Origin of the sequence: Bradyrhizobium sp. C-145, assembly GCF_023375135.1 — a bacterium.
GTDB lineage: Bacteria > Pseudomonadota > Alphaproteobacteria > Rhizobiales > Xanthobacteraceae > Bradyrhizobium > Bradyrhizobium zhanjiangense.
The window spans coordinates 6,507,187-6,532,625 of record NZ_CP088150.1 but is presented as its reverse complement, the minus strand read 5'-3'; the positions used below and the strand labels follow the sequence as shown (position 1 = coordinate 6,532,625).

Here is a 25,439-nt window from a genome sequence, read left to right as displayed (position 1 = left end):
ACGCTCCAAAAGCTGCAAGTATAAGAGAGCTTGCGAGTATCGCTGCTCCAACGTCATGAGGGCGTCTCATCATCCGTGTCACTTTGAGTTTGGGGAGACGGCGTTGATGCCAATCAGTTCAGCTCCACAGTTTCAACACGGCCGTCGCGCCAGCGGTAAACCAGAAAACCAGGAGCCGCGTTGTCTCCCTTTGTATCGAACCGGACTGGGCCAATCACGGTATCGATCGGCCGTGAACGAAGTGCACCGGCGACGCGCGCAGCATTAAAGGAGCCGGTCCGGTTCACCGCTTCTGCCCATGCTTGCACGGCTGCATAGGCGTAAAGCGTGTAGCCTTCAGCGGACAGGTTGGAAGCTTGGAGTCCGGCTACCACGCCGACCGCATTGGCATTCCTGGCGGGGTCCGGCATGAAGGTAAACAATGTGTCATTCCCAGCGCTGCTGGTAATGGCCCAGAATTCAGAGGTCATCAACGGATCGTTCGCCATGACGATGAGTCCCGCTCCTGCTTCTGATGCCTGGCGTACAAACAATCCGATTTCGGTATGATAGCCGCCGATATAGGCAACGCGCACCCGATCCTTCTTCATTCTTGAGACCAGCGCTCTGTAATCCTTTTCACCGGCTACATAGCTTTGCCGAATGACTTGTTCACCGAATCTCTGAAGCTGTGCCTCAACCACGTCGGCAATACCCTTGCCTGCGGTGCTCTTGTCGTCGAGCACCGCGATCTTGTGGTTAGGATAGTTCCTGTGAATGTACTCAGCGGCAACGGTGCCCTGTTGGTCGTCGCGGCCGCAGATCCGAAAGACAGTCTCGAGGCCGCGTTCTGTTAGCTGAGGATTGGACGAGCCAGGTGACAGCTGAACGATGCCTGCTTCGGCGTAGATGTCGGAGGCCGGGATCGACGAAGAGGAACAAAAATGGCCAACGACCATCCGAACCCGCTCTGTTGTGAGCTTATTCGCGACTGCGACAGCTTGCTTCGGGTCGCAGGCGTCGTCGGCGACACTCAATATCACCTTGGTATCGGGAAGTAGGCCCGAAGCGTTCAATGTCTCGACCGCCGCAGCCGCACCAACGCGCATTTGCGCGCCGAACGCAGCGCTGCTTCCGCTCATTGGGCCAGCCACGGCAATATTGACCTCGGAGCCGCGCGCAGCCGAGGCGAGGGCGCAGAAGAGAAGCGCTGCACTCGCAGCAGAAGCGTAAGGCCCATTTAACATTGTAGAGCTCCCAATGCTCACCTGAAGTGAACCGCCAGCAGCTGTGATCAGACGTGCCTGCAGGTCGAAGCCGCCTGCCAAGCGAAGCGTGCGTTAAGTCGGCCAGAGCCTACAATTTGACGTTACGTGCGGTTCAAGCCCCTTCTGAAGGGAGCCTCGATCAATGCGTCAGGGAGCGCGGATCGGCGAGGCCATGACGATCTGCCCGGTGACCGTAAAACTGTCGACCCGCATCAGAGCCGCCGATCAACCACGCTTCATCGCTTTTTCAGCTTGTCAAGGCCGATCGGCAATCCTGTGCGGAGCCAGCCATGAGGACGTCAGTACGGCTGATCCTCCAACCCGCCAAGGGCGAGATCGAGATATTGCATGAGGCAGGGATCCCAACCAGCCAGACTACGGGGGGCGCTTAATCGTGCAAGTACCTTCAGGATCATCGAAACGCGTGAATCGGCCCCGGCGATTTCGCTGATCAGCAAGCGTGCTGCAGCTGCGACGGCCTTTGCCCGCTCGCCGCAAGGGTGCTCGCCTCTATCCATACAATCACGCAGGTCGTCGCGGATCCGCCGCCACCGCTCCTCGCGATCTGCAGCTAACTTGCAGGTGCATCGGGACGTCTGACTACGCGTCTCGACCCGCGACATCGCATTCAGGGTGGCAGGCAGCTCATCCACACTAACCTGGCTCTCGCTGTCGATGGTCATGTTGCGCAAACGGTCGCGCAACAGAGTTGCTCGAGCGACTTGAAGTTCTATCCGCTCTAGATGTTTGCGCAGCAGGTCGATGAGTGAGGTCGTGCCTTCCATAGCTTTACGGATCTCGACAAGGGAGAAGCCAAGCTCACGTAGCGCGCGAATCTGGTGAACCCGCTGCACGCTTTCGCGGTCGTACATCCGGTGGCCGCCGTCAGTACGCTCCGAGGCTGCTAGGAGCCCCGTGTGTTCATAATGATGCAGCGTGCGTACCGTTACTCCGGTCGCCTCTGCAAGTTCGCCAATGCGCCATCGACGCCTTCGTGGTGTAGCTTTGCTCATGTTGTTCAATTTCAAAGCCTACAACCTGACGTCACGTATGATTCAAGCTATTTCAAAGCTCTAGCTGGATCGTCTTCCATTCCAGCGCGAGAATGGTGACTATCCTCAGAATGGCGGGGGATCAACCCTGAGAGGAAATGGTGATCAACAAGTTCGTCAGGCATGCCACTTGAGCCTCGCCAGCCGCTGTACGCTCCAGGATGAGTTTGGCGATTGCTGTGCGATTTTCCGGATTTCGCATCGATGGGGGTAGAGCGGTGACCGCGCCATCATAAAGGCGTCCCAGGACGGAAAGCTCTTCCGGATCGAACACCCTGCTGCATTGCTCCAACGTTCAGCTCCTTATTTGTCATTGCGTCAGGGCAGCGCACGTCGTCAAGACGTTTGGCTGCGGTAGGGCCAAAAGAAGTCAGACCGGCGGCGCAGAGCGACGAAAGATGCGATGTCCTCCAGGGTGATGCGACAGGGCAACACGCGTGCGAGATGCTTGCTTCGACAGCGCAAGAGATCGTGGTCATATGCATGATCGATGACCATCACGCTCACTGTGCGTGGTGGTACTTATCCGAACAAGCCGAATCGTCTCCGCTTATCGGGAGGCACTACTGATTCGGAGAGTTGACGACAGCCCCGTCCCGATCCTGCTGTATCGAGGCGGGTGCGCCCGGCGGCTGGGGTTGCAGCGTAAAGGCCTGGCTTGGCAGCGAACGCGTCGCTCCTGTCTCTAAAAACCAGGCCAACAGTCTGAGCCGCCGCTCGCACGTCGAGCCTAATGCCAACATGTGAAAGAGCTACACAACGTCGCCGTGATAGCCGTCCGCTGCGAGGGTCGTTATCCAGCGACAATGAGCTCGCGCGAGGCGAGCCTGAGTCGTTTAGACATGCGTTGGGATATGATGTTCGCAGACTTTGCGAACGTCCTTACGACAACGGTGAGACAGATCGTACCAAATCTCCGGCAGTATCCGCTCGTTCCGAAGTGATGATGGAGGGCTCTTGTGCAGTTGCTATGCGGGTAGCCTCCTGCAACAATATCTCTCGCATCCAGAGGCTTTCCGGGTCGCTGTTGTGAAGCACGGGCCATTGGACCGCCTCAGTGAAGGCGGGGAATGGCTGCGGAAGCTCGGCAATCCGAAGGAGCATCGTTCTTTGGAAATGCTTTACGAGCCCTAATGGCATCGTCCCTATGCGGTTCGTGCCTACCAGCAGGGGCGGGATCATGCTGAAGCTCTGCACGAGAATGTCGATGCGCCGATTGAGGCCGAGATCGAGTAAAAAGGATTCCTCGACCGGCGTCTTGCACGCACCTCCGAGCTTAACCGCAACGTGGCCCATCGACATGTACTGATCAAATGTAAGCCGCCGTAGTAGTTGGCTGTTCGTGCAGCAGCCTATGCAGACGAGTCTCTCCTCGAATAGGGCCGCCCTGGGGTGCGCGCTGGACATGAATAATTCCGGCAGGATAACAAAATCGACTTCGCCGCGGCGGAGAAGCTCATCGTGCTCATCAATGAGCGCCACCAGTTCGAAGCTGACGGCGGGTGCTTCTCGCGCGACGCGCTCCACGACATTTCGGAAGAATACGACTGTTATAAAATCAGAAAGGGCGATCCTGAATCGCCGATTCGATCGAGCTGGGTCGAACACGTCACGCGCGATAATTGAGAGATCAATATGCATTAGAGCCTCGCGCACAGGAGATGCGAGTCCTTCCGCGCGTGAGGTCGGGACAAGTTCCCGCCCCTTCATCCCAAACAGCTCATCACGGAAATAGGAGCGCAGCCGGGCAACGGCTGCGCTCATGGCCGGCTGACTGAGGTTAATCTTGCGTGCCGCTGCGGTGAGGTTGCGCTCAGTCATGAGAGCATCCAGCGCGACGAGAAGATTTAGATCCAGACCTTTGAAACGCATGTCTTCTTATCCGGCACAAACGTTCTTGCGGCGCATACAACGAGCGGCGACCGCTGCGTCCGAAGCGGTCCTGTCGGCTCGCCCGCATGAACATCGGTTCCATCGTGCGATCGCGTAAAGACGCTCGCGAAATGACCGCAAGGATGGCGAGCTAGACCCACCAACGGCCGGAAACGGTCAGGACTCCCGAAGCTGGTCGATCCCGCCGCTTCCGGCGAGCCACGCACGGACCCGGTCAGTTCGTTAACGGCAGATCATCCCGGTGTCTGGTCAGCGCCGTGAGTTCGCCAAAGCGCCCCGTCGACCGCCGCGCAGCGCAGCATTAGCGGTCAACCTACAACCTGACGCAGTGTGCGGTTCAAGCGATTTTATCGGGCCAGCTAAACATTATTGGACTGGAGGAGGCGTGTTCTGCCGTGATATTGCCGGGCCTCACCTGTTTGCAGTGCAAGCGCATCAAACCACACCCGCGAGGTCGACGCTCACCACTCGGCAAGTCTTCGCAACCGATCCCCGGCTCGCGGCGCTCTCTGGCAGCTTCGCCCCAGAGACGTTGAAGAGACGAAAGGGGCCGAGCACGTCGGAGGATTTATAGCGTATTTGAAGCGTTCGAGCGCGGCATGAGCCTAGCAGCGCCTGCGAGTTGGAGGTTCCTGATGCCCAGATGCCATGTTGGATGCCTCCTCAAGCAATATCCGCCGCATCCAAATGCTCGCCGGGTCGGTATTGTGGAACGCAGGCCACTGCACAGCCTCGGTGAATGTGGGCAGGGGAAGCGGTGGCTCGACGATCCGCAGTGGCATCCGCTTTTCGAAGTGTCTGGCGAGCCGTAAGGGCATCGTGCCGATACGGCCCGTATCTAACAATATGGGCGGAATCAGGCTAAAGCCCTGCACAACGACCTCAATGCGTCTCTTGAGGCCGTGCTCAAGCAAAAACCATTCTTCTAGGTTCGGTCTCAGCGCTCGTCCGAACTTGGCCGTAACGTGCCCCATCGAAATGTATTTTTCGAACGTAAGCTGCCGCGATAGCTGCTTGTTCGCGCGGCATCCCACGCATACGAGGGTCTCGTCGAACAGCATCGCCTTAGGGTGCGCGCTCGACATGAACAATTCCGGCAGAATGAGAAAGTCGACCTCGCCGCGGCGGAGCAGCTCATCGGGTTCATCGGAAAATGGCAGCAATTCGAAGCGCACCGCGGGAGCTTCCTGTGCAATACGGTCCACGATTCTTCGAAAAAAGACGATTGTCATGAAATCGGAGAGAATGACCCTGAAGCGTCGGTTCGACTGAGTCGGGTCGAACACGTCACGTGATATGATCGAGAGTTGGATGTGCAGCAGGGCCTCGCGGACCGGACCTGCAAGCGCCTCCGCGCCAGGTGTCGGGACGAGCTCGCGACCTCTCATGTTAAATAGCTCATCGCGGAAATAGGTGCGCAGCCGCGCGATCGCAGCGCTCATAGCGGGCTGGCTCAAGTTAATTTTGCGCGCCGCCGCTGTGAGGTTGCGCTCCGTCATCAGAGCATCGAGCGCAACGAGAAGATTTAGATCAAGTCCCTTGAACCGCATGTTGTGAGTCTATCCATCGTGTGGATGTGTTCTATCGAAACAATCGATTTTACCAAACTGCGGAATGTTGGATAGCAAACATCAGTTTGAAAAAGTACTCAGGCATACCACGATGGCTGCTGGTCGCTCCCGCGGGCTCAGAGAAAAACTTCTGGACGTGCGAGCACCCGCCGCATCAGTTTCGAGGACGGCTGTGGTCGCGCCGTGCGAGCCCCGTCGCTTCTTATCGGTTGCGAAGCGCGCTCGATTGGACGTCAGGCGGGTCCCCATAAACGTTTGTATGCGTATTCCATCCGTTTCCATATTGGAGGTTTACCCGCGTACACTTGAGAGCGCGTTCAGCCTCATTCTAGTGTCGCGAAATAGCGGCAGGCGCGGATTGCGGATGCCAAGTATTTCCGGCGACTCTCCAAATGGCTCGCCTGTCCACCGCATTGGGGGCGTGTCGAAGATGCATAAGAAAAAGTTTGGTCTGATGCCACTCCGATACGCCATCGATGAGGCTCCTCGCATCGATAGCCTGCCCTCAGACGTCATAACGTCGACAGCGATGCTGGACGAGGCGGAAAAGCTCCGAAGTGCCGACAGGTTCTGGATGGTCCAATCGCCTCGTTGGCATCTTGCGGCATACCGCGCGCAGGGCATTGGCCGGATGACGAGCGCGAACCATGCGATCGTTTCGTCACGAGCGAAGGCGCGCGGCGCGATGCAGGCGAGGGGTGCCGGGCTCCGACAGGGCATGGCAGCGCATTTCAGTATTGATCAGCGGTTCGGCGAGTAACGAGTTCACGTGACCATCTCCGCTCTTAATTCCACTGGCGCAAGGAAGCCCGCCATGAACATTGCCGTATCCCGGACTGCGGAAGCTCCTTCTGCACGCGCTCAAGTGCGGTGGAGCCGTCGCTGGGAAAACGAACTACGGCTCGCTGATCATGCCGAACTCGCCGAGTTCTTCCGCAAGAGTTACGGGCCGACCGGTGCGTTCAATGCGCAGCCATTTGAGGGCAACCGAAGTTGGGCCGGTGCAAGACCTGAGTTCCGCGTTATTGGTTACGACGGGCGCGGGGTAGCTGCTCACCTCGGGCTACTACGCCGCTTCATCAAGATCGGTGGGGTCGATCTCCTCGTGGCCGAACTGGGGTTATATGCGGTGCGTCCGGATCTCGAAGGGCTGGGAATCAGCCACGCAATGCGCGTGACGTATCCGATACTGCAGGAGCTTGGGGTTCCATTCGGCTTTGGTACGGTTCGGCCTGCGCTTGAGAAACATATGACCCGACTGGTCCAAAGGCAGGGGCTCGCCACGCTCATGTCTGGCATTCGCGTCCGCTCCACGCATCCGGATGTCTATCCCAATTTGTCGCCGACCCGCATCGAAGACGTGATCGTGGTGGTTTTCCCGGTTGGACGCTCGATAAGCGAGTGGCCGGCCGGGACGATCATCGATCGGAACGGGCCTGAGCTGTGAAAGAGCTTTTCCCACTATCTGCTGTTCGCTGCGACTATGCTGACGTGAGCGGAAGTCGACCTGTCTATTTGACCTTTGACGATGGGCCAAATCCATTTTGCACGCCAGAGGTGCTCGATGTGCTGGCCCAACATCGGGTTCCGGCGACGTTCTTCGTGATCGGCACGTACGCGGCCGACCAACCTGAACTCATTCGACGAATGATTGCGGAAGGGCATGAGGTTGCGAACCACACGATGACGCATCCGGATCTATCCAGATGCGGACCTGCGGAGGTGCGCGATGAAGTGCTGACGGCGAGCGAGGCGATCCGCTTGGCGTGCCCGCAGGCCTCGCCCAGGCACATGCGAGCACCTTACGGCGTATGGACACAACAGGTGCTCGCTACGTCAGCGAGCGCTGGTCTCACAGCTGTGCACTGGTCGGTCGATCCGAGAGACTGGTCCCGCCCCGGGGTTGATAGAATTGTGAATTCAGTACTGGCAAGCGTGCGCCCGGGTGCAATTGTGCTCCTGCACGACGGATATCCTCCTGATGAGGAGAGACTGTGCACCGATGCCACGCTGCGTGATCAGACCACGATGGCGCTATCATATCTGATTCCAGCATTACAACGGCGCGGGTTTGTAATCCGTCCATTCCCTCAACTTCACTGAAAAAACTGATACCCTATGGACCTGCTCGCTACAACCAGTGCTGTCGCCGTTTCGTCTTATGCGCTGCTCTCGACTATCTACAAGAGCGCGCAAGCGCTTTATGCCCAGCCGCCGATTAAGTCATCGCTGCAGGACAACCTGGAGCAATCGGAGGTCGTCCTTCCCACTGTGGACGTCATCGTGCCGTGCTTCAACGAGGATCCAAACACGCTCGCCGAATGTCTGGAGTCGCTTGCGAGTCAAGACTACGCCGGAAAGCTACAGTTCTATGTGGTCGACGACGGATCTGCAAATCGCGACGTTGTCGCGCCTGTACACAAGATCTATGCGAACGATCCGAGATTCAGCATCATCTTGCTGGCAAACAACGTTGGAAAGCGCAAGGCGCAGATCGCCGCAATACGCAGCTCATCCGGGGACCTGGTCCTCAACGTCGACTCGGATACGATACTTGCTGCTGACGTTGTCACGAAGCTTGTATTGAAGATGCATAACCCGGAAATCGGGGCGGCCATGGGTCAGTTGATAGCGAGCAATCGCAGCGAAACCTGGCTGACCAGGCTGATCGATATGGAATACTGGTTGGCGTGCAATGAAGAGCGCGCGGCACAGGCTCGTTTCGGTGCCGTCATGTGCTGCTGCGGCCCATGTGCCATGTATCGTCGCTCCGCGCTCGCCTTGCTTCTTGATCAATACGAAGCGCAATTCTTTCGCGGAAAGCCGAGCGATTTCGGCGAGGATCGCCATCTAACGATCCTCATGCTCAAGGCGGGGTTTCGAACCGAATATGTCCCCGACGCGATCGCAGCAACAGTCGTCCCGGACAGCCTTGGGCCATATCTGCGTCAGCAACTCCGCTGGGCGCGCAGTACCTTTCGGGACACGTTTCTTGCATTACGCCTGCTGCCAGAGCTCGATGGCTATTTGACGCTCGACGTTATCGGGCAAAATCTGGGCCCGTTGCTTCTCGCCCTTTCATCACTGGCTGCGCTCGCACAGCTCCTAATCGGCGGCTCGGTACCCTGGTGGACGGGATTGACGATTGCAGCAATGACAATGGTCCGCTGCAGTGTGGCAGCCCTTCGTGCTCGCGAACTGCGGTTTCTCGGCTTCTCGCTCCACACACCGATCAATATCTTTCTCTTACTTCCTTTGAAGGCCTATGCGCTTTGTACATTGAGCAACAGCGATTGGCTATCGCGCAAGGTCGCCGATGTGCCGGCCGAAGCGGAAAAGCAGTCTGTCATCCTGCACCCGAACGCTGGCCGAAGTGCTGCAAGTATAGGGGGAATGTCTAGTACAATTCGTAAGGCGGGGTCTTCGCACCGTCCATCGAGCCTGGCGGCGACGGAGAGTGTCTGTGGTCGCGATCGTTCGGCTGCCTACAAAAAGGTGGGTGGCTCATGATCCTGGACGCAAACCGTCAGCTATTAGAGCGAGAGTTGGCTGTCGACGACCCATGGCGCCTTGACAGTAGTTCGTTCGAGCAGGAGCGATACGCGCAAATGCTCCGGATGTCGAGTTGCAACGGAGATGTTGCGTATGCCCTCGAAGTAGGTTGTGCAGCCGGCGCGTTCACGGACATGCTGGCGCCGCTATGCGAACGACTCACCGTGGTCGATGTCATGCCGCAGGCGATCGAGCGAGCGCGACTGCGGACCAGGAAATGGTCGCATATCACGTGGGTGACCTGCGACATTCAGCGGTTCTCGACCACTGAGCAGTTCGATTTGATCGTCGTGGCCGAGGTTCTTTACTACCTCAGGGACATTGTCGAGATGCATACGGCTATCGGCAACCTGGTGAGTATGCTTGTGCCAAATGGAGCTCTGATTTTCGGGTCCGCACGTGATGCCACCTGTCAACGCTGGGGTTATGCTGCCGGTGCCGAAACGGTGATCGCTCTCTTCAACGAGTGCCTATCGGAGGTCGAGCGTCTGCACTGCCGCACCGAGTCGGTCAACGAAGACTGCTTGATCGTCCGGTTCCGGAAGCCGGGTCAATCGTCAGAACAATCAAACGTCGGTCACTAGGCCAGAGGGTCGTATGCGCATCTGCGGCATCAAGTTAACACATGACGGGGCAATTGCTGTCGTCGAGGACGGGCGGCTTGTCTTTTGCAACGAGCAAGAGAAGCGCGGCAACAGTCCACGCTATCAATCCGTCGACAATCTCGATGCTGTCGTGCTCGCCTTGGCGGAGCATGGCCTGGATCCGCGGGATATCGATCAATTCGTCATTGACGGCTGGGATGGGGAGATTGAGTCGCAGTTCCAGGTCCTGAGTGGGGCTGTGCCGATCGCGCTTAAAGGGGCGCCATATGTCGAGCGCCATGCCGAGGGCCTTCTTGATTCCGTCGACGGATTTGGCCTGATCCTCGGAGGCAAGGTGTTTCCATATAAGAGCTACCCGCACGTCACGGGCCACGTCGCGTCAGCATATAGCACCAGTCCCTTTGCCAGCGCGGGGAAACCCGCGTTCTGTCTGGTATGGGATGGCTGCATCTTTCCACGTCTTTATTATGTCGAACCTCGGGGGGCACGGCTCATTGGATCCCTGTTTCCGATGATCGGCCATGCCTATGCTGCCGCGGGCCTTCACTTCGGGCCTTACAGGCAGCCGGATCGCTCCAGTTGGGATCTGGGCATTGCCGGCAAGTTGATGGCCTACATCGCGCTTGGCTCTGTCGACGAAAGCATCGTGGCAGTGTTTCAGGGGCTCTATGAAAAGCGCTTTTCGGCCGACACGGAGCAGGCGCGTCGCTACCGCGCGGACATCAACAATGCAGAATCGTCTCTTGCAGCTCTGCATGACTTCTTCGAGGCAAGCGCAGTGCGCCTGACGGCCAAGCGAGCGGAGGACGTCCTCGCGTCGTTTCACGTGTTCCTGGAACGTCTTCTCGTCAAGGAGATCGCGATGGTTCTGCTGCGGCACTCGTCGCTTCCGGGAGCGCGAAATCTGTGTGTCGCCGGAGGTTGCGGTCTCAATATCAAGTGGAACAGCGCGCTCCGTGCGACGGGACTGTTCGATGATGTCTGGGTGCCGCCGTTTCCGAATGACAGCGGCTCGGCAATCGGCGCTGCTTGCGGCGCGATGGCGGCGCAAAATGGCTTCGGGCCATTGGAATGGTCAGTCTACAGTGGTCCGGTCTTGCAGGACAGCGAGCTTCCGCCGGATTGGGAGGCGGCGCCATGCAGTCTGCGTGAACTTGCGGCGATTCTGGCCGACAACAAGCCGGTCATCTTCCTTTCCGGGCGCGCCGAGCTTGGGCCGCGGGCGTTGGGCGGCAGAAGCATTCTTGCAGCGCCGACCTCTCCGGCAATGAAGGATCATCTCAACGACATCAAGCGTCGCGAGCACTTCCGGCCAGTGGCGCCGATCTGTCTGGAGGATCGGGCGCCAGAAATTTTCAGCCCAGGTACGCCAGATCCTTACATGCTGTTCGATCACCAGACCCGGGCGGAATGGCGCGACAAGGTCCCCGCTGTGGTCCATCTTGATGGCTCCGCTCGGCTGCAGACAATCTCCTGCAACTCTCCGCACAAAATCGCCGCGCTTCTCGTCGAATTTGAGCAACTCACGGGGATACCGCTGCTCTGCAACACGAGCGCCAACCTCCACGGACGGGGATTTTTCCCGGATGCTGCCGCGGCCTGCCAATGGGGGCGTGTCGAGCATGTGTGGTGCGAGGGCCAGCTCTGGACCAACACGGTGGTAAGGAAGCCATTGTCGGCCGAGCGACTTCTGTCAGCCTAAGAGTGACCATGTCCACCGTAGCAATTGAGCTTGCCGGCGTGAAAAAGTCATTTGGCGACAAGGTCATCGTCAATGAACTGTCGTTCTCGGTTGCGCGCGGAGAATGCTTCGGCCTGCTTGGGCCAAATGGAGCTGGCAAGAGTACGATTGCGCGTATGTTGCTCGGCATGATTTCGCCGGACGCAGGCAAGATTACGGTCCTCAATGAGCCTGTGCCTTCCCGCGCTCGTGTCGCACGTGTGCGTATCGGCGTGGTGCCACAATTCGATAATCTTGAACTCGAGTTCACCGTACGAGAGAATCTGTTGGTGTTTGGCCGCTATTTCGGCATGAGCGCTCGCAAGATCGAGGCGGTCGCCCCGTCGCTGCTCGAGTTTGCACGCCTCGAAAGCAAGGCGGACACGCGCGTTGCCGAGCTGTCCGGTGGCATGAAACGGCGGCTGACGCTGGCGCGGGCGCTAATCAATGACCCGCATCTGCTCGTGATGGACGAGCCGACGACTGGATTGGACCCGCACGCCCGTCACCTGATTTGGGAACGCCTGCGGGTTCTGCTTGCGCGGGGCAAGACGATTCTCTTGACCACTCACTTCATGGAAGAGGCCGAACGCCTGTGCGATCGGCTGTGTGTCCTCGAGCATGGACGCAAGATCGCCGAAGGCAAGCCAGACGCCCTGATCGATGAGCATATTGGCTGCAACGTCATTGAAATCTATGGGGGGGATCCACATCAGCTCTGCGAGCTGGTCAGGCCGTATGCTCGGCACATCGAAGTGAGTGGAGAGACTCTCTTCTGTTATGCGCCACATCCGGAGCAGGTACGCGTGAAACTGCGAGGGCGAGCGGGCCTTCGTATTCTGCAGCGCCCGCCGAATCTCGAAGACGTGTTTTTGCGGCTCACCGGGCGCGAGATGGAGAAGTGAGCAATGGGTGAAAGCTATGCGGCGGTAATGCCCGCTAACGCGTACAACTGGATCGCGGTATGGCGTCGGAACTTTCTAGCATGGAAGAAAGCCGCACTTGCATCGATTCTCGGCAACCTCGCAGATCCTATAACCAATCTGCTTGGCCTCGGCTTTGGCCTTGGGCTGATCGTGGGGCGCGTTGAGGGGACGTCGTACATCGCGTTTCTGGCGGCGGGCATGGTCGCGACCAGCGCCATGACGTCTGCGACCTTTGAAACCATGTATGCAGCCTTTGCGCGCATGGATGCAAAGCGCACCTGGGAAGCGATCCTCTCTACTCAGCTCACGCTTGGCGATATCGTTCTGGGTGAACTGGTCTGGGCGGCCAGTAAGTCCGTTCTGGCGGGAACAGCGATCGGGATCGTCGCTGCCACGCTGGGTTATGCATCCTGGCCATCCATTCTGTATGCGATGCCAACAATCGCCCTTACTGGCCTTGTCTTCGCCAGCCTGGCGATGGTCGTCATATCTCTTGCGCCAAGTTACGATTACTTCGTGTTCTACCAGACACTTGTCCTCACTCCTATGGTGTTTCTGTGTGGCGCGGTCTTTCCGATGAGCCAACTGCCCGGCTCATTTCGGCACTTCGCCGGCTTGTTGCCGCTCGCACATTCGGTCGACCTTATTCGCCCGGCGATGCTTGAGCGCGGCGCCGACAGCGCTGCCCTGCACGTAGGTGCGCTCTGCGTTTACGCGGTCCTGCCCTTTTTCGCCTCGACAGCACTATTTCGGCGCCGCCTGCTGCGTTGACGTGAGTTCAGCGAAAACGGAGAAAGTCACATCGATGCAATGTCACGATGCGTTCTGCGGCAGCTCGGGATGACCTGGTCTGTCACAGCAGCCGGTTCAATGGCCTTAAGAGGCCCCGATCGAGCAAGGTCTACGGCCGTCTATTCGGTCGATCGGTGCGGACGCCAGCACCGGTACTTTCTGAGCGCCTGTCGCTAGGCGCCGAGACGGACTTTGCAAAGTTGTGTGTGCTGTCTGGCCCGCGCACCCGACGGAGCGTGACTGTAAAGATTAGATAGGTGGGACGCAGCTGGCGTTCCCGTCATGGTCAAATGGAGAACGGGATGTTGTGCCTGGGAGTGAGTGGCGGACTTGACAGAATCTATGAAAGCACGCCGGAGCTGCCGAATACATTTCTTCACGATGGCGCTGCGGTTCTTGTGCAGGATGGCCGCGTGATTGCTGCTGTCGAAGAGGAGCGCCTCAACCGCGTCAAGCACTCCAACAAGTTCCCGAGCAATTCGATCCGATACTGCCTTTCTACCGCAGGAGTTGAGCTCCGCGAGATTGATCGTATCGCGTTCTACGCGACTGAAGCCTATTGCAACACCATGCTCGAGCGTCTTTCTGTTTCTCAGCCCGTTCCGTTGGACGCCAAACTGTTGCTGCGCCAGCTGCTGGCACGGGAGTTCGGCGCTGAGATCGATCCGTCGCGGCTTTCCTTCGTGAATCACCACGAAGCGCATGCCGTGAGCGCGTTTGCCATGTCCGGCTTCGAGCGAAGTCTCGTTTTTGCGATCGACGGCGGTGGTGATTTTCTCTCCGGCTTATTGGCGGTGGGGTCTGGCACCGAAATTGCGCAACTTGCAAGCTTCCCGGAACATAACTCCCTGGGACTGTTCTATCTCGAGACGATCCGATATCTCGGGTACGGGTTGTTCGACGAGTACAAAGTGATGGGGCTTGCCCCGTATGGTGATCCCGCTCCCTATCGCGAGCTCTTCGCGCAGTTCTACGAGTTGTTGGAAAACGGTGGCTATCGCGTTCACCTGGATCGGATCGGTCCGGCCCTAGTCCGCAACATCGAGGTTCGGCGAAAAGGAATGCCATTCACCCAACAGCATCGAGATGTCAGCGCTTCGCTGCAGGAAGCGCTGGAGCGGATCGTGTTTCACATCCTGCGCCACTATCGCGAAGCGACGGGCATGACTCGCTTGTGCCTGGCTGGGGGTGTAGCCCATAATTGCACGCTGAACGGTAAGCTGCTTTATTCCGGGCTATTTGACGACATCTTTGTCCAACCCGCAGCGCATGACGCCGGTTGCGCACTCGGCGCTGCATTGATGATGTCAAACGAGCTGGGCAGGCCAGCGCCGCGCGAGCGACTGCCGGACGTTTATTGGGGGCCCGATCTCGGAGCCGAGCAAGCCGTAGAGCATGAGCTCAACGCATGGTCAGGCCACCTCGACATTCAACGAAGCGATGACATAGCATCCAGTGCGGCAGAATGGATGGCAAATGGCGCTGTAATCGGCTGGGTTCAGGGCCGCTCTGAATTCGGCCCACGTGCGCTTGGTAACCGCAGCATTCTTGCGGACCCGCGGCCTGCGGAAAACAAGGACCGCATCAACGCGATGGTCAAGAAGCGGGAGGGCTATCGCCCGTTTGCGCCATCTGTACTGGAGGAGGATGCGAGCGAGTTCTTTGAGCTCCCGGACGGCACGCGGCAGCTCCCCTTCATGAACTTCGTGGTTCGTGTGCGTGAAGCCAAGCGTAACGTGCTCGGTGCGATCACGCACGTTGATGGGACCGCTCGGCTGCAGACAGTATCGCGCGAGACAAATCCCACCTATTGGGATGTAATTAATGCGTTCAAGAGGCGAACCGGCATCCCGGTTCTTCTAAATACGTCATTTAACAACAATGCCGAGCCGATCGTGGAGTCCGTTTCAGATGCGATCACCACGTTCTTGACGACTGACCTGGATGGACTTGTTGTTGGGCCTTTCCTCGTCAGGAAGCGGGCAGCATCACTGCAGGATTGGAGTGCACTGGGCGTTTCATTGCCGCCGTATGCATCCCTTCATCGTGTTCGCTCCCACACGGGGCCAGATCGTCAGGAAGCGGTCTGCGAGATCCGCACGGGACATTCCGGCCGCGACAGTATGCGTATCTCATATGAGCTTTTCGAGATCTTGATGCGGATCGAGGGCGAGGCGTCGCTCGGCTCGCTTCTCGACGCGACCACGCTGGGCCAGGGCAAGCGTGAAGATCTCGTGAAGGAATTGCGGCTCGTGTGGGAGCTGCGGGGCGTTCGCCTGCATCCGCCGCGCGCGGCTTGCGGCCGCAATAAACTGCAAAGCGAAACATAGCCGGAGCTCAGAGCATGGCCATGCTTATGCCTGCATGTGAAGAGGCCAGGCCACCCGACGCACAAGGTACATCGGCCATCCGACTGAAATCGGCGCGCCGACGCAACACCGCTGAAGAAAGACGGAAAGTGTTGAGAGAACGCGGCCCATCACGGAAAGCGCTGCTATGAAGTTCTACCGACGCAGCTCGCCGGCACCGCGATTTCAGACCATGACGCCGGACAAGATGATACGTGAGATGTCGGCAATGACGTCTCCTATCCAATCAGGAGCCCGGGAAGAGGCAATGCAGATGCTTAGCGGTTCGAGGAATGATCGGTTCGTAGTTTCCCGGCGACGTACGGGGTTCGGCGACTGCCTGTGGTCACTGGCCGCAGCCTGGCGTTTTGCAAAACAGACAGGACGGACGCTAGCCATTGATTGGCGGGGATCTTGTTATCTCGATGAGCCATTCACCAACGCCTTTCCAGTCTTCTTCGAACCGGTTCAAGACATTGCTGGCGTGCGGGTGATTTGCGACGACAAGATCAATCAGTGTTCATTTCCGGGACCATTCTTCCCGACATGGTGGAACAAGCCATCCATCGATTGCGTCTATCGCCCGGACGAGCAGATTTTCCGGGAGCGCGACGAACTCGATCAACTATTCCAGAGCCAGAAAGATAGTGATGCTAAGACGGTTGTGTGTGACGCCTGCCTGATGTGGCGCTGCGATCAGGAGGCCGAACGAGAAATCTTTCGGAGGATCCAGCCACGACCTGAAATTCAGGCTCGAATTGATGCTATCTACCGCGAGCACTTTGAGCCGTACAGCGTCATCGGCATTCATGTCCGGCATGGCAACGGCGAGGATATCATGGGGCATGCCCCCTACTGGGCTGACCCGGAGCGCGCCTTCCGACAGGTCTGTAATGCCATTGATAAGGCCCGGGGTTTACCCCACGCAAAACCCGTGAGGGCTTTCCTGTGCACGGACAGCGCGCTCGTCCTTGAGAAGGTTTCGACTATATTTCCCGATCTGTTCACGATCCCCAAACGGTTCCAGGCACCTCAGGCCGGCCCATTGCACAACGCCGCGCTCGGAGCCGAGGGCGGCTTCTCCGCCCTCATCGAAATGTATCTCCTTGCGCGGTGCGACACCGTGATCCGTTTTCCCCCGACGAGCGCCTTCACGCGCTATGCGCGTCTCTTTGCCCCACGCGTTATAGAATTCGATTTGAACGATCCGAGCCGATTGATCCTGATTGAAGAAACCTCGCAAGAGCTCGTGGCTTCATGAAAGTCGTAGCCCGCTTGATCGATCTGATTGTCGCTCTTTGCATCCAGCAGTACTGGCAGTTCTTTTCGAGGCGGCAATTGTCTGCCCAAAGTGATGCTCTGTCGCGAACTTCCACCGGAGAACAGAACGATGCGGCGGCCGAATGTCTTCCGCTTAAGCTCGACGTCGACAACAATGGCCTTAACGTGCTGCCGCCGCGTTAAACAGGTGGAACACGTCTTCGTCGTCGCCTCGGCGGACCGCAAGTCGAAGCTAATCGGTGGTTGATCGCGGATGAACATATCGAAATGTTCTCCGTTCAGCCGGTGAGTTCCGTCTTGGCGGTCGGGCACTCGCTGGTGCGGACGGGCGCTCTCGAGGTCCACTATTTGGGGCCGAACATTCAGTACGCTACGTCATGGTCCGAAATTGATCCGCCCGGCGATGTGCCAGTGCTGGACACCGCAGAGCAGGGCGCGATGAAGTTAGCATCAGTTGCCGACGAATCTAACGTACGAAGCTGGTAACGTCAGCTTTCGAGTTGACGCGGCTACTGGCCGCGGCCGCTATCCTGATCGATCGTTGTGTACGATCGGGAAAGAGACCGCGGCTCGTAGACTTGTCTTGACGCAGGCGGGTGTGCTCGCGACATTACGTAGCTGATGCACCATCGCTGTCACAAAGCACACACACACCATGTCTTGAATCCGCCAAGCATTCCGCGTGCGCGACATTAGGACGCAAAACGGAAGCGAATTTACGTGCATCGCAGTGGCACAAACCCTGCTACGCGTGCGCCGGCGCAACAGGAGAGGAGGCGGGCGTGGGTCTCGATCTACCAAATGACGATCTGATCAGAGGCCCGGTGCCCGAAACACATTTGGGCTGCCTGTTTCACTCCGATAAAGCCCCTGTTCATCGCGGAGAACAGAAGGCGATGTTGCTGACCGGCGCATCGCGCGGAATTGGTCATGCCACTGCTAAGCTGTTCTCGGAGGCGGGCTGGCGCATCATTTCTTGCGCGCGCCAACCGTTCGACCGCGAGCGATGCCCCTGGGAGGCAGGGAACGAGGATCATGTCGAGATCGACCTCAGCAATCATCGAATGCTGCCGCGCGCGATCACCGAGATCAAGAAACGCTTGGCCGGTGCACCTTTGCACGCGCTGGTGAATAATGCCGGTGTCTCGCCGAAAACGCCCACTGGCGATCGGATGACGTCGTTGACGACATCAACCGAGACCTGGATGAGGGTGTTCCATCTCAATCTGGTGGCCCCGATCCTGCTGGCGCAGGGTTTATTTGACGAGCTAAGAGCCGCGTCAGGATCGATCGTGAATGTAACGTCGATCGCGGGCTCGCGGGTGCACCCGTTTGCCGGCAGCGCCTATGCGACCTCGAAAGCTGCGCTTGCAAGCCTCACACGCGAGATGGCGCATGATTATGCGCCGCATGGCATTCGCGTGAATGCGATCGCGCCCGGCGAAATCAGGACGGACATGTTATCGCCCGACACAGAAGCGCGTCTCGTGCCAAGTATCCCGCTGCGCAGAGTGGGAACCCCGGATGAAGTGGCCAGGGTCATCTTCTTCCTGTGCTCGGATGCTGCGAGCTATGTCACGGGGGCCGAGGTGCCGATCAATGGTGGGCAACATCTGTGAATCGGTCGGCCTTGGCGACGCAGCTGATTTGAGCTGCAGCAGCGGTACTTATGTTCTCCGCTGACGACGCGCACACAATCCGCAAATTGAAATGAAGGCACACTGTAAGTTTACCGTAGTGCCATGAAAAGGTGTTACGGTTCGATGTCATCTCGTCAACACTTGGCGCTAGATCGAGAGTGACATGCAAAACGAAGCTCGCCGACCCGAACAAGGTACCAGGGAGGATGATCAAGGCAACGGAGACCGCCTCATGCTGCATATCCCTTCCTCACGCGGACCTGCCTCGCAACCTGAGCCGGAGCGTAAGCTCTCGGGGGAGCCGTTGCGTGAGAGCGCGCTGACTGGCATCTTCGAAATATCGAAAATACTCACCGCTCCTTGTCGGCTCGAAGTCACATTGGCCAACGTTGTTGGTCTTCTGCAATCGTTTGTGCAGATGCGACACGGCATCGTCTCACTGTTCGACGATGACGGCATGCCGGAAGTTACAGTGGGCGCCGGCTGGAGCGAAGGCAGCGACGAACATTACCGGATGCGCCTGCCGCAGAAGGCAATCGACCAAATCGTCGCGACAGACAGGCCGCTTGTCGCCGAGAACGTGGCGGCCGAGCCGGCATTCAGCGCTGCCGACCGGGAAGTCCTCGGCGCCTCCGATGATATGCCAGTGTCCTTCATCGGGGTTCCGATCCGCATTGATCCGAAGGTCGTGGGTACGCTGACGATCGACCGTATCCGGGACGATAGGTCAAGTCTCCGGCTCGATTACGATGTGCGGCTGCTCGCGATGATCGCCAACCTGGTGGGACAAACAGTGAAGTTACATCGCTTGTTCGCCTCCGATCGCGAACGACTGATGGCGGAGAAGGATCGTCTCCAAAAGCAGATATATGAGCTCAGGCAGCCTGCTCGGGAGCGCAAGAAGCTACACGTCCATGGGATCATTGGCGACAGTCCGGCGCTGCGCGGGCTGCTCGAGAAGATTGCAGTTGTAGCAAAATCGAACAGCACGGTTCTGTTGCGTGGCGAATCCGGTACCGGGAAGGAACTCGTAGCCAAGGCCATTCACGAATCGTCCTCCCGCGCCAAGCGGCCGTTCGTTAAGCTGAATTGCGCGGCGCTCCCCGAGACCGTCCTGGAATCGGAATTGTTTGGCCATGAAAAAGGTGCCTTTACCGGTGCGTTCAGCTCGCGCAAGGGGCGCTTCGAACTTGCTGACAAAGGAACGCTATTTCTTGACGAGATCGGCGAGATCTCAGCTCCGTTCCAGGCGAAGTTGCTGCGCGTCCTGCAAGAGCAGGAGTTCGAGCGGGTCGGCAGCAACCAAACTATTAAGGTCGATGTTCGAGTCATAGCTGCGACCAACAAGAACCTTGAAGAGGCCGTCGCAAGGAGCGAGTTCCGCGCGGACCTTTACTATCGCATCAGCGTAGTTCCCTTGTTGTTGCCGCCGCTGCGCGAAAGACGCAGTGATATTCCGCTGCTTGCCAGCGAGTTTCTCAGAAATTTCAACAACGAGAACGGCCGTACGCTGACCTTGGAGGCGAGTGCGATCGATGTACTGATGAACTGCGGCTTTCCGGGAAATGTCCGCGAACTTGAAAACTGCATCGAGCGGACAGCGACGCTGTGCGCCGGATCATCGATCGTGAGAAGTGACTTTGCATGCTGCCACGGCCAGTGCCTTTCCGCGATGCTGTGGAAAAGCACATCGGACGAGAGGACAGACCAGCCGGCACCCATCCCACCGGTGCCCGCAAAGTCCATCATTCCGCTAGCTGAAGCGACCCCGCCGGTCCAGTCTGTCGGCAGCGAACTGGCCTCACTGGCGCCTCCCGGCACAGTTCTCGTTAGTGGCGCGAAGATGGCCGACCGCGAGCGGGTTATTGCGGCCATGGAAAAATCTGGCTGGGTGCAGGCCAAGGCAGCGCGCCTGCTCGGACTAACGCCGCGCCAGATCGGCTACGCGCTGAGGAAATACGGAATCGAGATAAAGCGGTTCTGAGCGACGACATCGGTCAGAACTGCTACTGCCAAATAGCTATATGAGGACGATCTGCGATAGGCAATCTCATCACAATCTGAAGGGAATGGGTCCGCCCTCGGAGACGACTTGGCCACGAGCGAAACCACCCCGCCTGCTTGCGAGACTGCTGTCAAAAGGCAGGCTCACCTGGTTCAGTGAGAGATGGACTTGCGCGCCATGACAGAGCGTCACCTGCGGGCCATGCAATGGCGAACGGTCGGCTGCTCAACATCTAATGAGCTCTCATGCCTATCCGTCAATCAAGCTCGGATTAATGAGCGGCAATGCTCATTGAACGTCATCCGGTCCGCCGCCCGCTCGTGATTAGCGGCAGTAGTCTGTCGCAAGCTGTCCTGGCGTCACTCAGCTGGCGTGCCCTGCGGAACAGCGCTGTCGCAGCCCTGACTTGTGTCGGCATTCGTTCGTCAGGGAGAGCGGGCTAGAGAGGCGCATCCCCCGGTCTAAGCCTCTGTGATGGCAAGCCGATTCCAGGAGGGCGGCGATGGTACAACACTTGCTGTGCTCTTCGCAGCTGTCGCAACTTTTGGAGCAACACCGTGCACAATGTCGTCTGCATCAAACAGGTTCCGGACTCGGCGCAGATCCGCGTGCACCCCGTGACCAATACAATCATGCGTCAGGGAGTGCCGACCATCATCAACCCATATGACCTATTCGCGCTCGAGGCTGCGCTGGAGCTGCGCGATCGGTTCGGCGGCGAAATTACCGTGCTTACAATGGGACCGCCATCGGCGGAAGATTCCTTGCGAAAGGCGCTAACTTATGGTGCCGATCGCGCCGTCCTACTCACCGATCGCTGCTTTGCGGGCTCCGATACCCTGGCCACAACGTATGCACTTGCAACAGCCATCCGAAAAATTGGTAGGGAATATGGCCCGACAAACCTCATCTTCACGGGAAAGCAGACCATCGACGGCGATACGGCGCAGGTTGGGCCCGGCATCGCAAAGCGGCTGGGCGTACTGCAGCTAACCTACGTTGCGAAGGTCAGATCCTTAGATCTCGCCGCCCATACGATTGAAGCGGAACGACGCTCCGAAGGTGGTGTCCAGGTGCTGCACACGAGGCTGCCCTGTCTCATCACCATGTTGGAGGCAACGAATCGGATTCGGCGGGGCGCGATGGCGGATGCCTTGCGTGCCGCGCGTGCCCAAATCGTGAAATGGAGCGCGCACGATGCCGGTGTCGAAGACGTCTCCAAATGCGGCCTCAAGGGCTCGCCGACCGTCGTCAAGCGAGTGTTCGCTCCCTCTGCGCGGGCTGAGAAGGCGGCGCTCGTTGAGGCCGCCGAGCAACCGGCGCAGGCGTTGATAGACGCAATTTTCAAGCATCAACCGAAGCTCGAAGCCGATCTTGCGGCACTTGTCCGTGACGCTTGATCGGGAGAGTCCTGGCAACGATAGATCGAAACGGTCCAAGGGATGTACCAACACCAAGAGGCACCGGCGTCCAGTGAGCGCGCAAGATGTAGCTAGGCATCTCAGCCCGCGACTTGCGCATTCTGGTCCATGGCGTTCTTCGATTGCTCGTGATCACCCGGGACCGGTGTTTCGTAGACCACGTTATGGCTCGATCGATGCCCGAAGTTGGCCGCGATTGTCAGGCGCATCGACAAAGCGCTGCGCATGCGTCCAGATCCCACTGTATGGTCGTGTTCGACGGCGTTGAGGCCAGTGCGTTGCGCGTAGTTGTCACGAGCGAAGACGGAATACGTCAGCGACTGGGATCACCATGTTAGCGCCCGAACGCCCAAAGCGCTGTCGCGCTGTTCAGGGCGCGAAGCCCACCTATGTGGCACTTTTGGACCAATCTCCGCGATTCGACAGCCCTATACCCATTGTGAGTGGCGGCTGGCTCTTCGCCGTTTGGTTTCTGACGGCCGTGCAAGCGCTGTCAGGTTCAATACACTTGCAATGAGGAGGCGGTCGCGAGCGTTTTGTCAATGTATTCAGAATCTGTGGAGTGAGTGCACTAGTTGGCACGGTGATTGCTCGTAAACGTGCAAGAAGACAGCGTGGCGGCGCTCGCGAACGCGAAAACCTAGCGGCGGTCTCTTTGAGAAGCTCCTGCCGGCCAGCAGCCGGCATTTCGCGCAGCTTGGGGCCGAAGGCCTCAAGAGCCAGGTAGATCCGGATAGTCCTTGCAATGCTGTACGAAGCTCATAGCGGTTCGATCAACTGGCGGGAGCAGCAGCCGCGAGGGATTGATCCATTCACGACAGATCGCGAAAGCTGCAAGCGCGCCGGGCGACCAGACACGCCACTTGCGCATGTGACGTTAGCCTCCCGATGGCGTGCGCGGCGCAATATCTCACCATGATGCAAGGGAATCCTGGCCGTGTCGGGCATTCGCGGCATCGGACTGCTCGTGGACTGGAATCCGTCTGGATCGCCGCCGCTCAGTTAATGAACGCGTTCACTTCGATGCGCGTGAGCAGGACTGAGCATGCCGCTGCCTGCTAACGCCTGGATGGTGAACGCGAATCATAAGCTCATCGAAACCAACAAACTCGCGGCGGCCAATAGTTGGCCCGGACACGAAGTTGCTTCGTCAAGGATCGTTCTCTCCTCATCGTCAGGGGTCAAATGACATCTCAAGCGTCTCGATTTACACCCGATCAGACTCCGCAGATATCCTGCGAGTATTTGACTGAGCAAGCGCGAGCGCTGTTCGGCCCGCACCCGTTCGCTGCGGAGATGTCCCAGGACCAGGTCGCTAGCCTGCTGCCTGAATACCTGGCGATGTCACAGGCGTTCCCGTACCTGCAGGCGGGGTCGCAAAGAGATCTCATATTCGATGCAATGCATCACAATCGAGATCTTGGGAGGGACATTGAACTGACCAGCGTGGTCGCAAATTTCATCTGTTGGGATGAGACGGGTGGCCATGGCCGAATTCTCCAGGGCGGCAAGGCGGCGCTACCCGATATTCTGTTGACTGAGAACTTCCACTCCAACTTGTTTAGAAAGGATGCTTCGCAACTGCTCGGCAGAGCAATACGGCCCAACTACAGCGCCACGACGAAGCGGTACCTGCATTCTCTCTATGCCGGATTGTCATCGAAAGATCCTTTGGTGCGTTGCGCCTACATGGTCGCGTTTGAACTACATGCTGCGGACATGATCCAGTCGCTGTGGACCACTCTGGTCAAAAGCTTTAAGGCGCGATCTGACGATCTTGAGTACTTCCGCAGCCATGTCGGCGGAGAAGATCCCGCGGAGAAGTATCATGGAGAAATGACAAGCCGGCTGATTGGCGAACTTGTCCAAGCTGAGCGTAATGATCGCTTTTTGGATGAATTCGATCGAGCCTATCGGCTCAACCTGCAGTGGTGCCGCGATCTGCTCCGAATTGTCTCACTTGAGGGAGATGATCACTCGGAGATCGAACACTATGGCCGTTGTCATTGTGGTTCTGTCAAGTTCTACGTCCGAGCGCCGCGAGAGCTCTCTGCAGTTCGATGCAATTGCTCAATCTGCCAAATGTCTGGATTTCTGCACTTGCTCGTACCTGGCGACAAGCTTGGCATTGAGTGCGGCGAAGAATTCCTCACGGCGTACCAGTTCAACAAGAACATCGCTCGGCACATGTTTTGCCGGGTTTGTGGCGTAAAGCCATTCTATAGGCCGCGGTCGAATCCGTCCGGATTCAGCGTAAATATTCGATGCCTGGAGAAAAGGACCATCGACCGCATAAGAATAAGCGAGTTCGATGGCGAGCATTGGGAGCAAGCATTCCGCTCGATGCACCAGGATCTAGAGTCCTGCGTCGAAGATCAAAACCCTGGAGTGAACTCGAATGGCGCGTGCAATGAAAGATAAATCCCGTCTGCTTTCAGAAGAAGCTCTGACAAAATACCGCGTAGAGCTGTTGGTGAAGGGGACAGTCGTGATCGGCCCCCAGATATTGTTTACCCAAGATGACTTGGCCAAGATCGATCAGCTGCAGGCCGAGATTGCCGAAGAAGAAGTGAGGGAGGGAGATGCCGGCGACTCGCACAATGTCTTTGTCAAACGCGTGAGGGTAGACCCGCCCGGCCGCGCGCCTAGCAACGTGGGTGGTGCAGCTCCAGAGCAGATCATGGAACTACTTGAAAGGAAAGACCGCAGCTTCGCGCTAAAAAAGATCTTGGGAGCCACGTCAGATTACGTGATTCGTCGATGCCAAATGCATCGGATGCCTCCTGGTTCCTTTGTTGGCATCCATCTGGATGCTGCGAGCGACCCGGATTTCGAGTACTCGGTGATTGTGCAGCTCGCGAGAGACTTCGAGGGGGGTGAGTTCGTCGTATATCCAAGCGGGTACGAACACCAGGTATTCCGACCGCCATTTGGCGCCGTGCTTGTCACCACATGTAAGCTCCGGCATGAGGTGAAGCCTGTGCTGACCGGTGAGCGGCGATCGCTGGTCTACTTCTGTTCAAAACGCAGCGGCGCGAACCGCCGGATCATCGAAAGCTCTACCGCTGGGCTATGAGGTGGGGTGGCTGAAATGCGCTTTCGAATGAATTAGGTAACGGGTCAGGGGAGGTTGGTAGCTTGGTCATGTCGTGGTCAGAGTGTCCCTCGCAAAAGGCTGCCACAATGCCGGTCGGAAGGAACGGCTAGCCTTGATGCCTGTAAAGGCCACTACGCGTAATCCGAGCAGAGGTTGCTCAGGGTAGTTGGGGCAAGTCATCGTCGCGGCCCCGAACCGGGAGGCGTGTCGGCGCGTGCGCGATGGGCACGGCCGACTACGCGCTAGTGGAAGAAGAGTTGCGGAGGAAAGATCCGGATCTCGCCGTCCA

General features: G+C 58.1%; 21 protein-coding genes. 16 read left to right on the top strand and 5 right to left on the bottom strand.

From position 1 onward, the window contains the following. Positions 1 to 113: 113 nt before the first annotated feature. The 4 genes from LRP30_RS30740 to nodD1 form a co-directional block, all read right to left on the bottom strand. A complete protein-coding gene (locus LRP30_RS30740; RefSeq protein ID WP_249757204.1) occupies positions 114 to 1,226 on the bottom strand; it encodes a branched-chain amino acid ABC transporter substrate-binding protein in 1,113 nt (370 codons plus the stop codon). A 320-nt stretch (positions 1,227 to 1,546) separates the two neighbouring features. After that, positions 1,547 to 2,260 carry a MerR family transcriptional regulator gene (locus LRP30_RS30735; protein ID WP_249757203.1) on the bottom strand — a complete coding sequence of 238 codons (714 nt, stop codon included), beginning with the start codon at positions 2,258 to 2,260 and terminating at the stop codon, positions 1,547 to 1,549. A 921-nt stretch (positions 2,261 to 3,181) separates the two neighbouring features. Continuing rightward, complete coding sequence (gene nodD2, locus LRP30_RS30730; RefSeq protein WP_249757202.1) at positions 3,182 to 4,171, bottom strand: transcriptional regulator NodD2; 990 nt, start codon at positions 4,169 to 4,171, stop codon at positions 3,182 to 3,184. Between the two features lie 626 nt (positions 4,172 to 4,797). Next, positions 4,798 to 5,742, bottom strand: coding sequence for a transcriptional regulator NodD1 (nodD1, locus tag LRP30_RS30725; RefSeq protein ID WP_249757201.1), 945 nt, complete (start codon positions 5,740 to 5,742; stop codon positions 4,798 to 4,800). Between the two features lie 385 nt (positions 5,743 to 6,127). Here nodD1 and LRP30_RS30720 point away from each other — a divergent pair, with 385 nt between their 5' ends. The 14 genes from LRP30_RS30720 (at position 6,128) to LRP30_RS30655 (ending at position 22,032) form a co-directional block, all read left to right on the top strand. Continuing rightward, a complete protein-coding gene (locus tag LRP30_RS30720) occupies positions 6,128 to 6,523 on the top strand; it encodes a hypothetical protein (protein WP_249757200.1) in 396 nt (131 codons plus the stop codon). Positions 6,524 to 6,577: 54 nt separating this feature from the next. Next, positions 6,578 to 7,210 (top strand): NodA family N-acyltransferase, encoded by a 633-nt coding sequence (locus tag LRP30_RS30715; protein ID WP_249757199.1) that lies wholly within the window; start codon positions 6,578 to 6,580, stop codon positions 7,208 to 7,210. Beyond that, complete coding sequence (gene nodB / locus LRP30_RS30710; protein ID WP_249757198.1) at positions 7,207 to 7,866, top strand: chitooligosaccharide deacetylase NodB; 660 nt, start codon at positions 7,207 to 7,209, stop codon at positions 7,864 to 7,866. Before LRP30_RS30715 ends, nodB begins: the two co-directional genes overlap by 4 nt. Positions 7,867 to 7,881: 15 nt before the next feature. Then, the gene (gene nodC, locus LRP30_RS30705; RefSeq protein ID WP_249757197.1) at positions 7,882 to 9,273 is read left to right on the top strand and encodes a chitooligosaccharide synthase NodC; all 1,392 of its coding nucleotides are present in this window, start codon (positions 7,882 to 7,884) and stop codon (positions 9,271 to 9,273) included. After that, a complete protein-coding gene (nodS, locus tag LRP30_RS30700) occupies positions 9,270 to 9,899 on the top strand; it encodes a nodulation methyltransferase NodS (protein WP_249757196.1) in 630 nt (209 codons plus the stop codon). Before nodC ends, nodS begins: the two co-directional genes overlap by 4 nt. A 13-nt stretch (positions 9,900 to 9,912) precedes the next feature. Then, on the top strand, positions 9,913 to 11,622 hold the full coding sequence (gene nodU / locus LRP30_RS30695; RefSeq protein WP_249757195.1) for a nodulation protein NodU: 1,710 nt from the start codon (positions 9,913 to 9,915) through the stop codon (positions 11,620 to 11,622). Positions 11,623 to 11,624: 2 nt separating this feature from the next. Further along, on the top strand, positions 11,625 to 12,545 hold the full coding sequence (gene nodI, locus LRP30_RS30690) for a nodulation factor ABC transporter ATP-binding protein NodI (protein WP_249757194.1): 921 nt from the start codon (positions 11,625 to 11,627) through the stop codon (positions 12,543 to 12,545). Between the two features lie 3 nt (positions 12,546 to 12,548). Further along, positions 12,549 to 13,337 carry an ABC transporter permease gene (locus LRP30_RS30685; RefSeq protein WP_249757193.1) on the top strand — a complete coding sequence of 263 codons (789 nt, stop codon included), beginning with the start codon at positions 12,549 to 12,551 and terminating at the stop codon, positions 13,335 to 13,337. Between the two features lie 323 nt (positions 13,338 to 13,660). Beyond that, a complete protein-coding gene (locus LRP30_RS30680; RefSeq protein ID WP_249757192.1) occupies positions 13,661 to 15,688 on the top strand; it encodes a carbamoyltransferase in 2,028 nt (675 codons plus the stop codon). 166 nt (positions 15,689 to 15,854) lie between these two features. After that, positions 15,855 to 16,967 carry a nodulation protein NodZ gene (locus LRP30_RS30675; RefSeq protein ID WP_276017362.1) on the top strand — a complete coding sequence of 371 codons (1,113 nt, stop codon included), beginning with the start codon at positions 15,855 to 15,857 and terminating at the stop codon, positions 16,965 to 16,967. Further along, a complete protein-coding gene (locus LRP30_RS30670) occupies positions 16,964 to 17,170 on the top strand; it encodes a hypothetical protein (RefSeq protein ID WP_249757191.1) in 207 nt (68 codons plus the stop codon). The genes LRP30_RS30675 and LRP30_RS30670 overlap by 4 nt, the downstream gene beginning before the upstream one ends. A 599-nt stretch (positions 17,171 to 17,769) precedes the next feature. Next, positions 17,770 to 18,606 (top strand): SDR family oxidoreductase, encoded by an 837-nt coding sequence (locus LRP30_RS30665; protein WP_249757190.1) that lies wholly within the window; start codon positions 17,770 to 17,772, stop codon positions 18,604 to 18,606. A gap of 184 nt (positions 18,607 to 18,790) precedes the next feature. After that, positions 18,791 to 20,611 carry a nif-specific transcriptional activator NifA gene (nifA, locus tag LRP30_RS30660; RefSeq protein ID WP_249757189.1) on the top strand — a complete coding sequence of 607 codons (1,821 nt, stop codon included), beginning with the start codon at positions 18,791 to 18,793 and terminating at the stop codon, positions 20,609 to 20,611. A gap of 578 nt (positions 20,612 to 21,189) precedes the next feature. Next, the gene (locus LRP30_RS30655; protein ID WP_249757188.1) at positions 21,190 to 22,032 is read left to right on the top strand and encodes an electron transfer flavoprotein subunit beta/FixA family protein; all 843 of its coding nucleotides are present in this window, start codon (positions 21,190 to 21,192) and stop codon (positions 22,030 to 22,032) included. Positions 22,033 to 22,133: 101 nt separating this feature from the next. Here LRP30_RS30655 and LRP30_RS30650 read toward each other — a convergent pair whose 3' ends face one another. Next, entirely contained in the window at positions 22,134 to 22,280 is a 147-nt protein-coding gene (locus LRP30_RS30650; protein WP_249757187.1) for a hypothetical protein, read from the bottom strand. Positions 22,281 to 23,298: 1,018 nt separating this feature from the next. Here LRP30_RS30650 and LRP30_RS30645 point away from each other — a divergent pair. Both LRP30_RS30645 and LRP30_RS30640 read left to right on the top strand, forming a co-directional pair. Next, positions 23,299 to 24,474, top strand: coding sequence for a GFA family protein (locus LRP30_RS30645; RefSeq protein WP_249757186.1), 1,176 nt, complete (start codon positions 23,299 to 23,301; stop codon positions 24,472 to 24,474). After that, on the top strand, positions 24,452 to 25,129 hold the full coding sequence (locus tag LRP30_RS30640) for a 2OG-Fe(II) oxygenase (protein WP_249757185.1): 678 nt from the start codon (positions 24,452 to 24,454) through the stop codon (positions 25,127 to 25,129). The genes LRP30_RS30645 and LRP30_RS30640 overlap by 23 nt, the downstream gene beginning before the upstream one ends. Positions 25,130 to 25,439 lie beyond the last annotated feature (310 nt).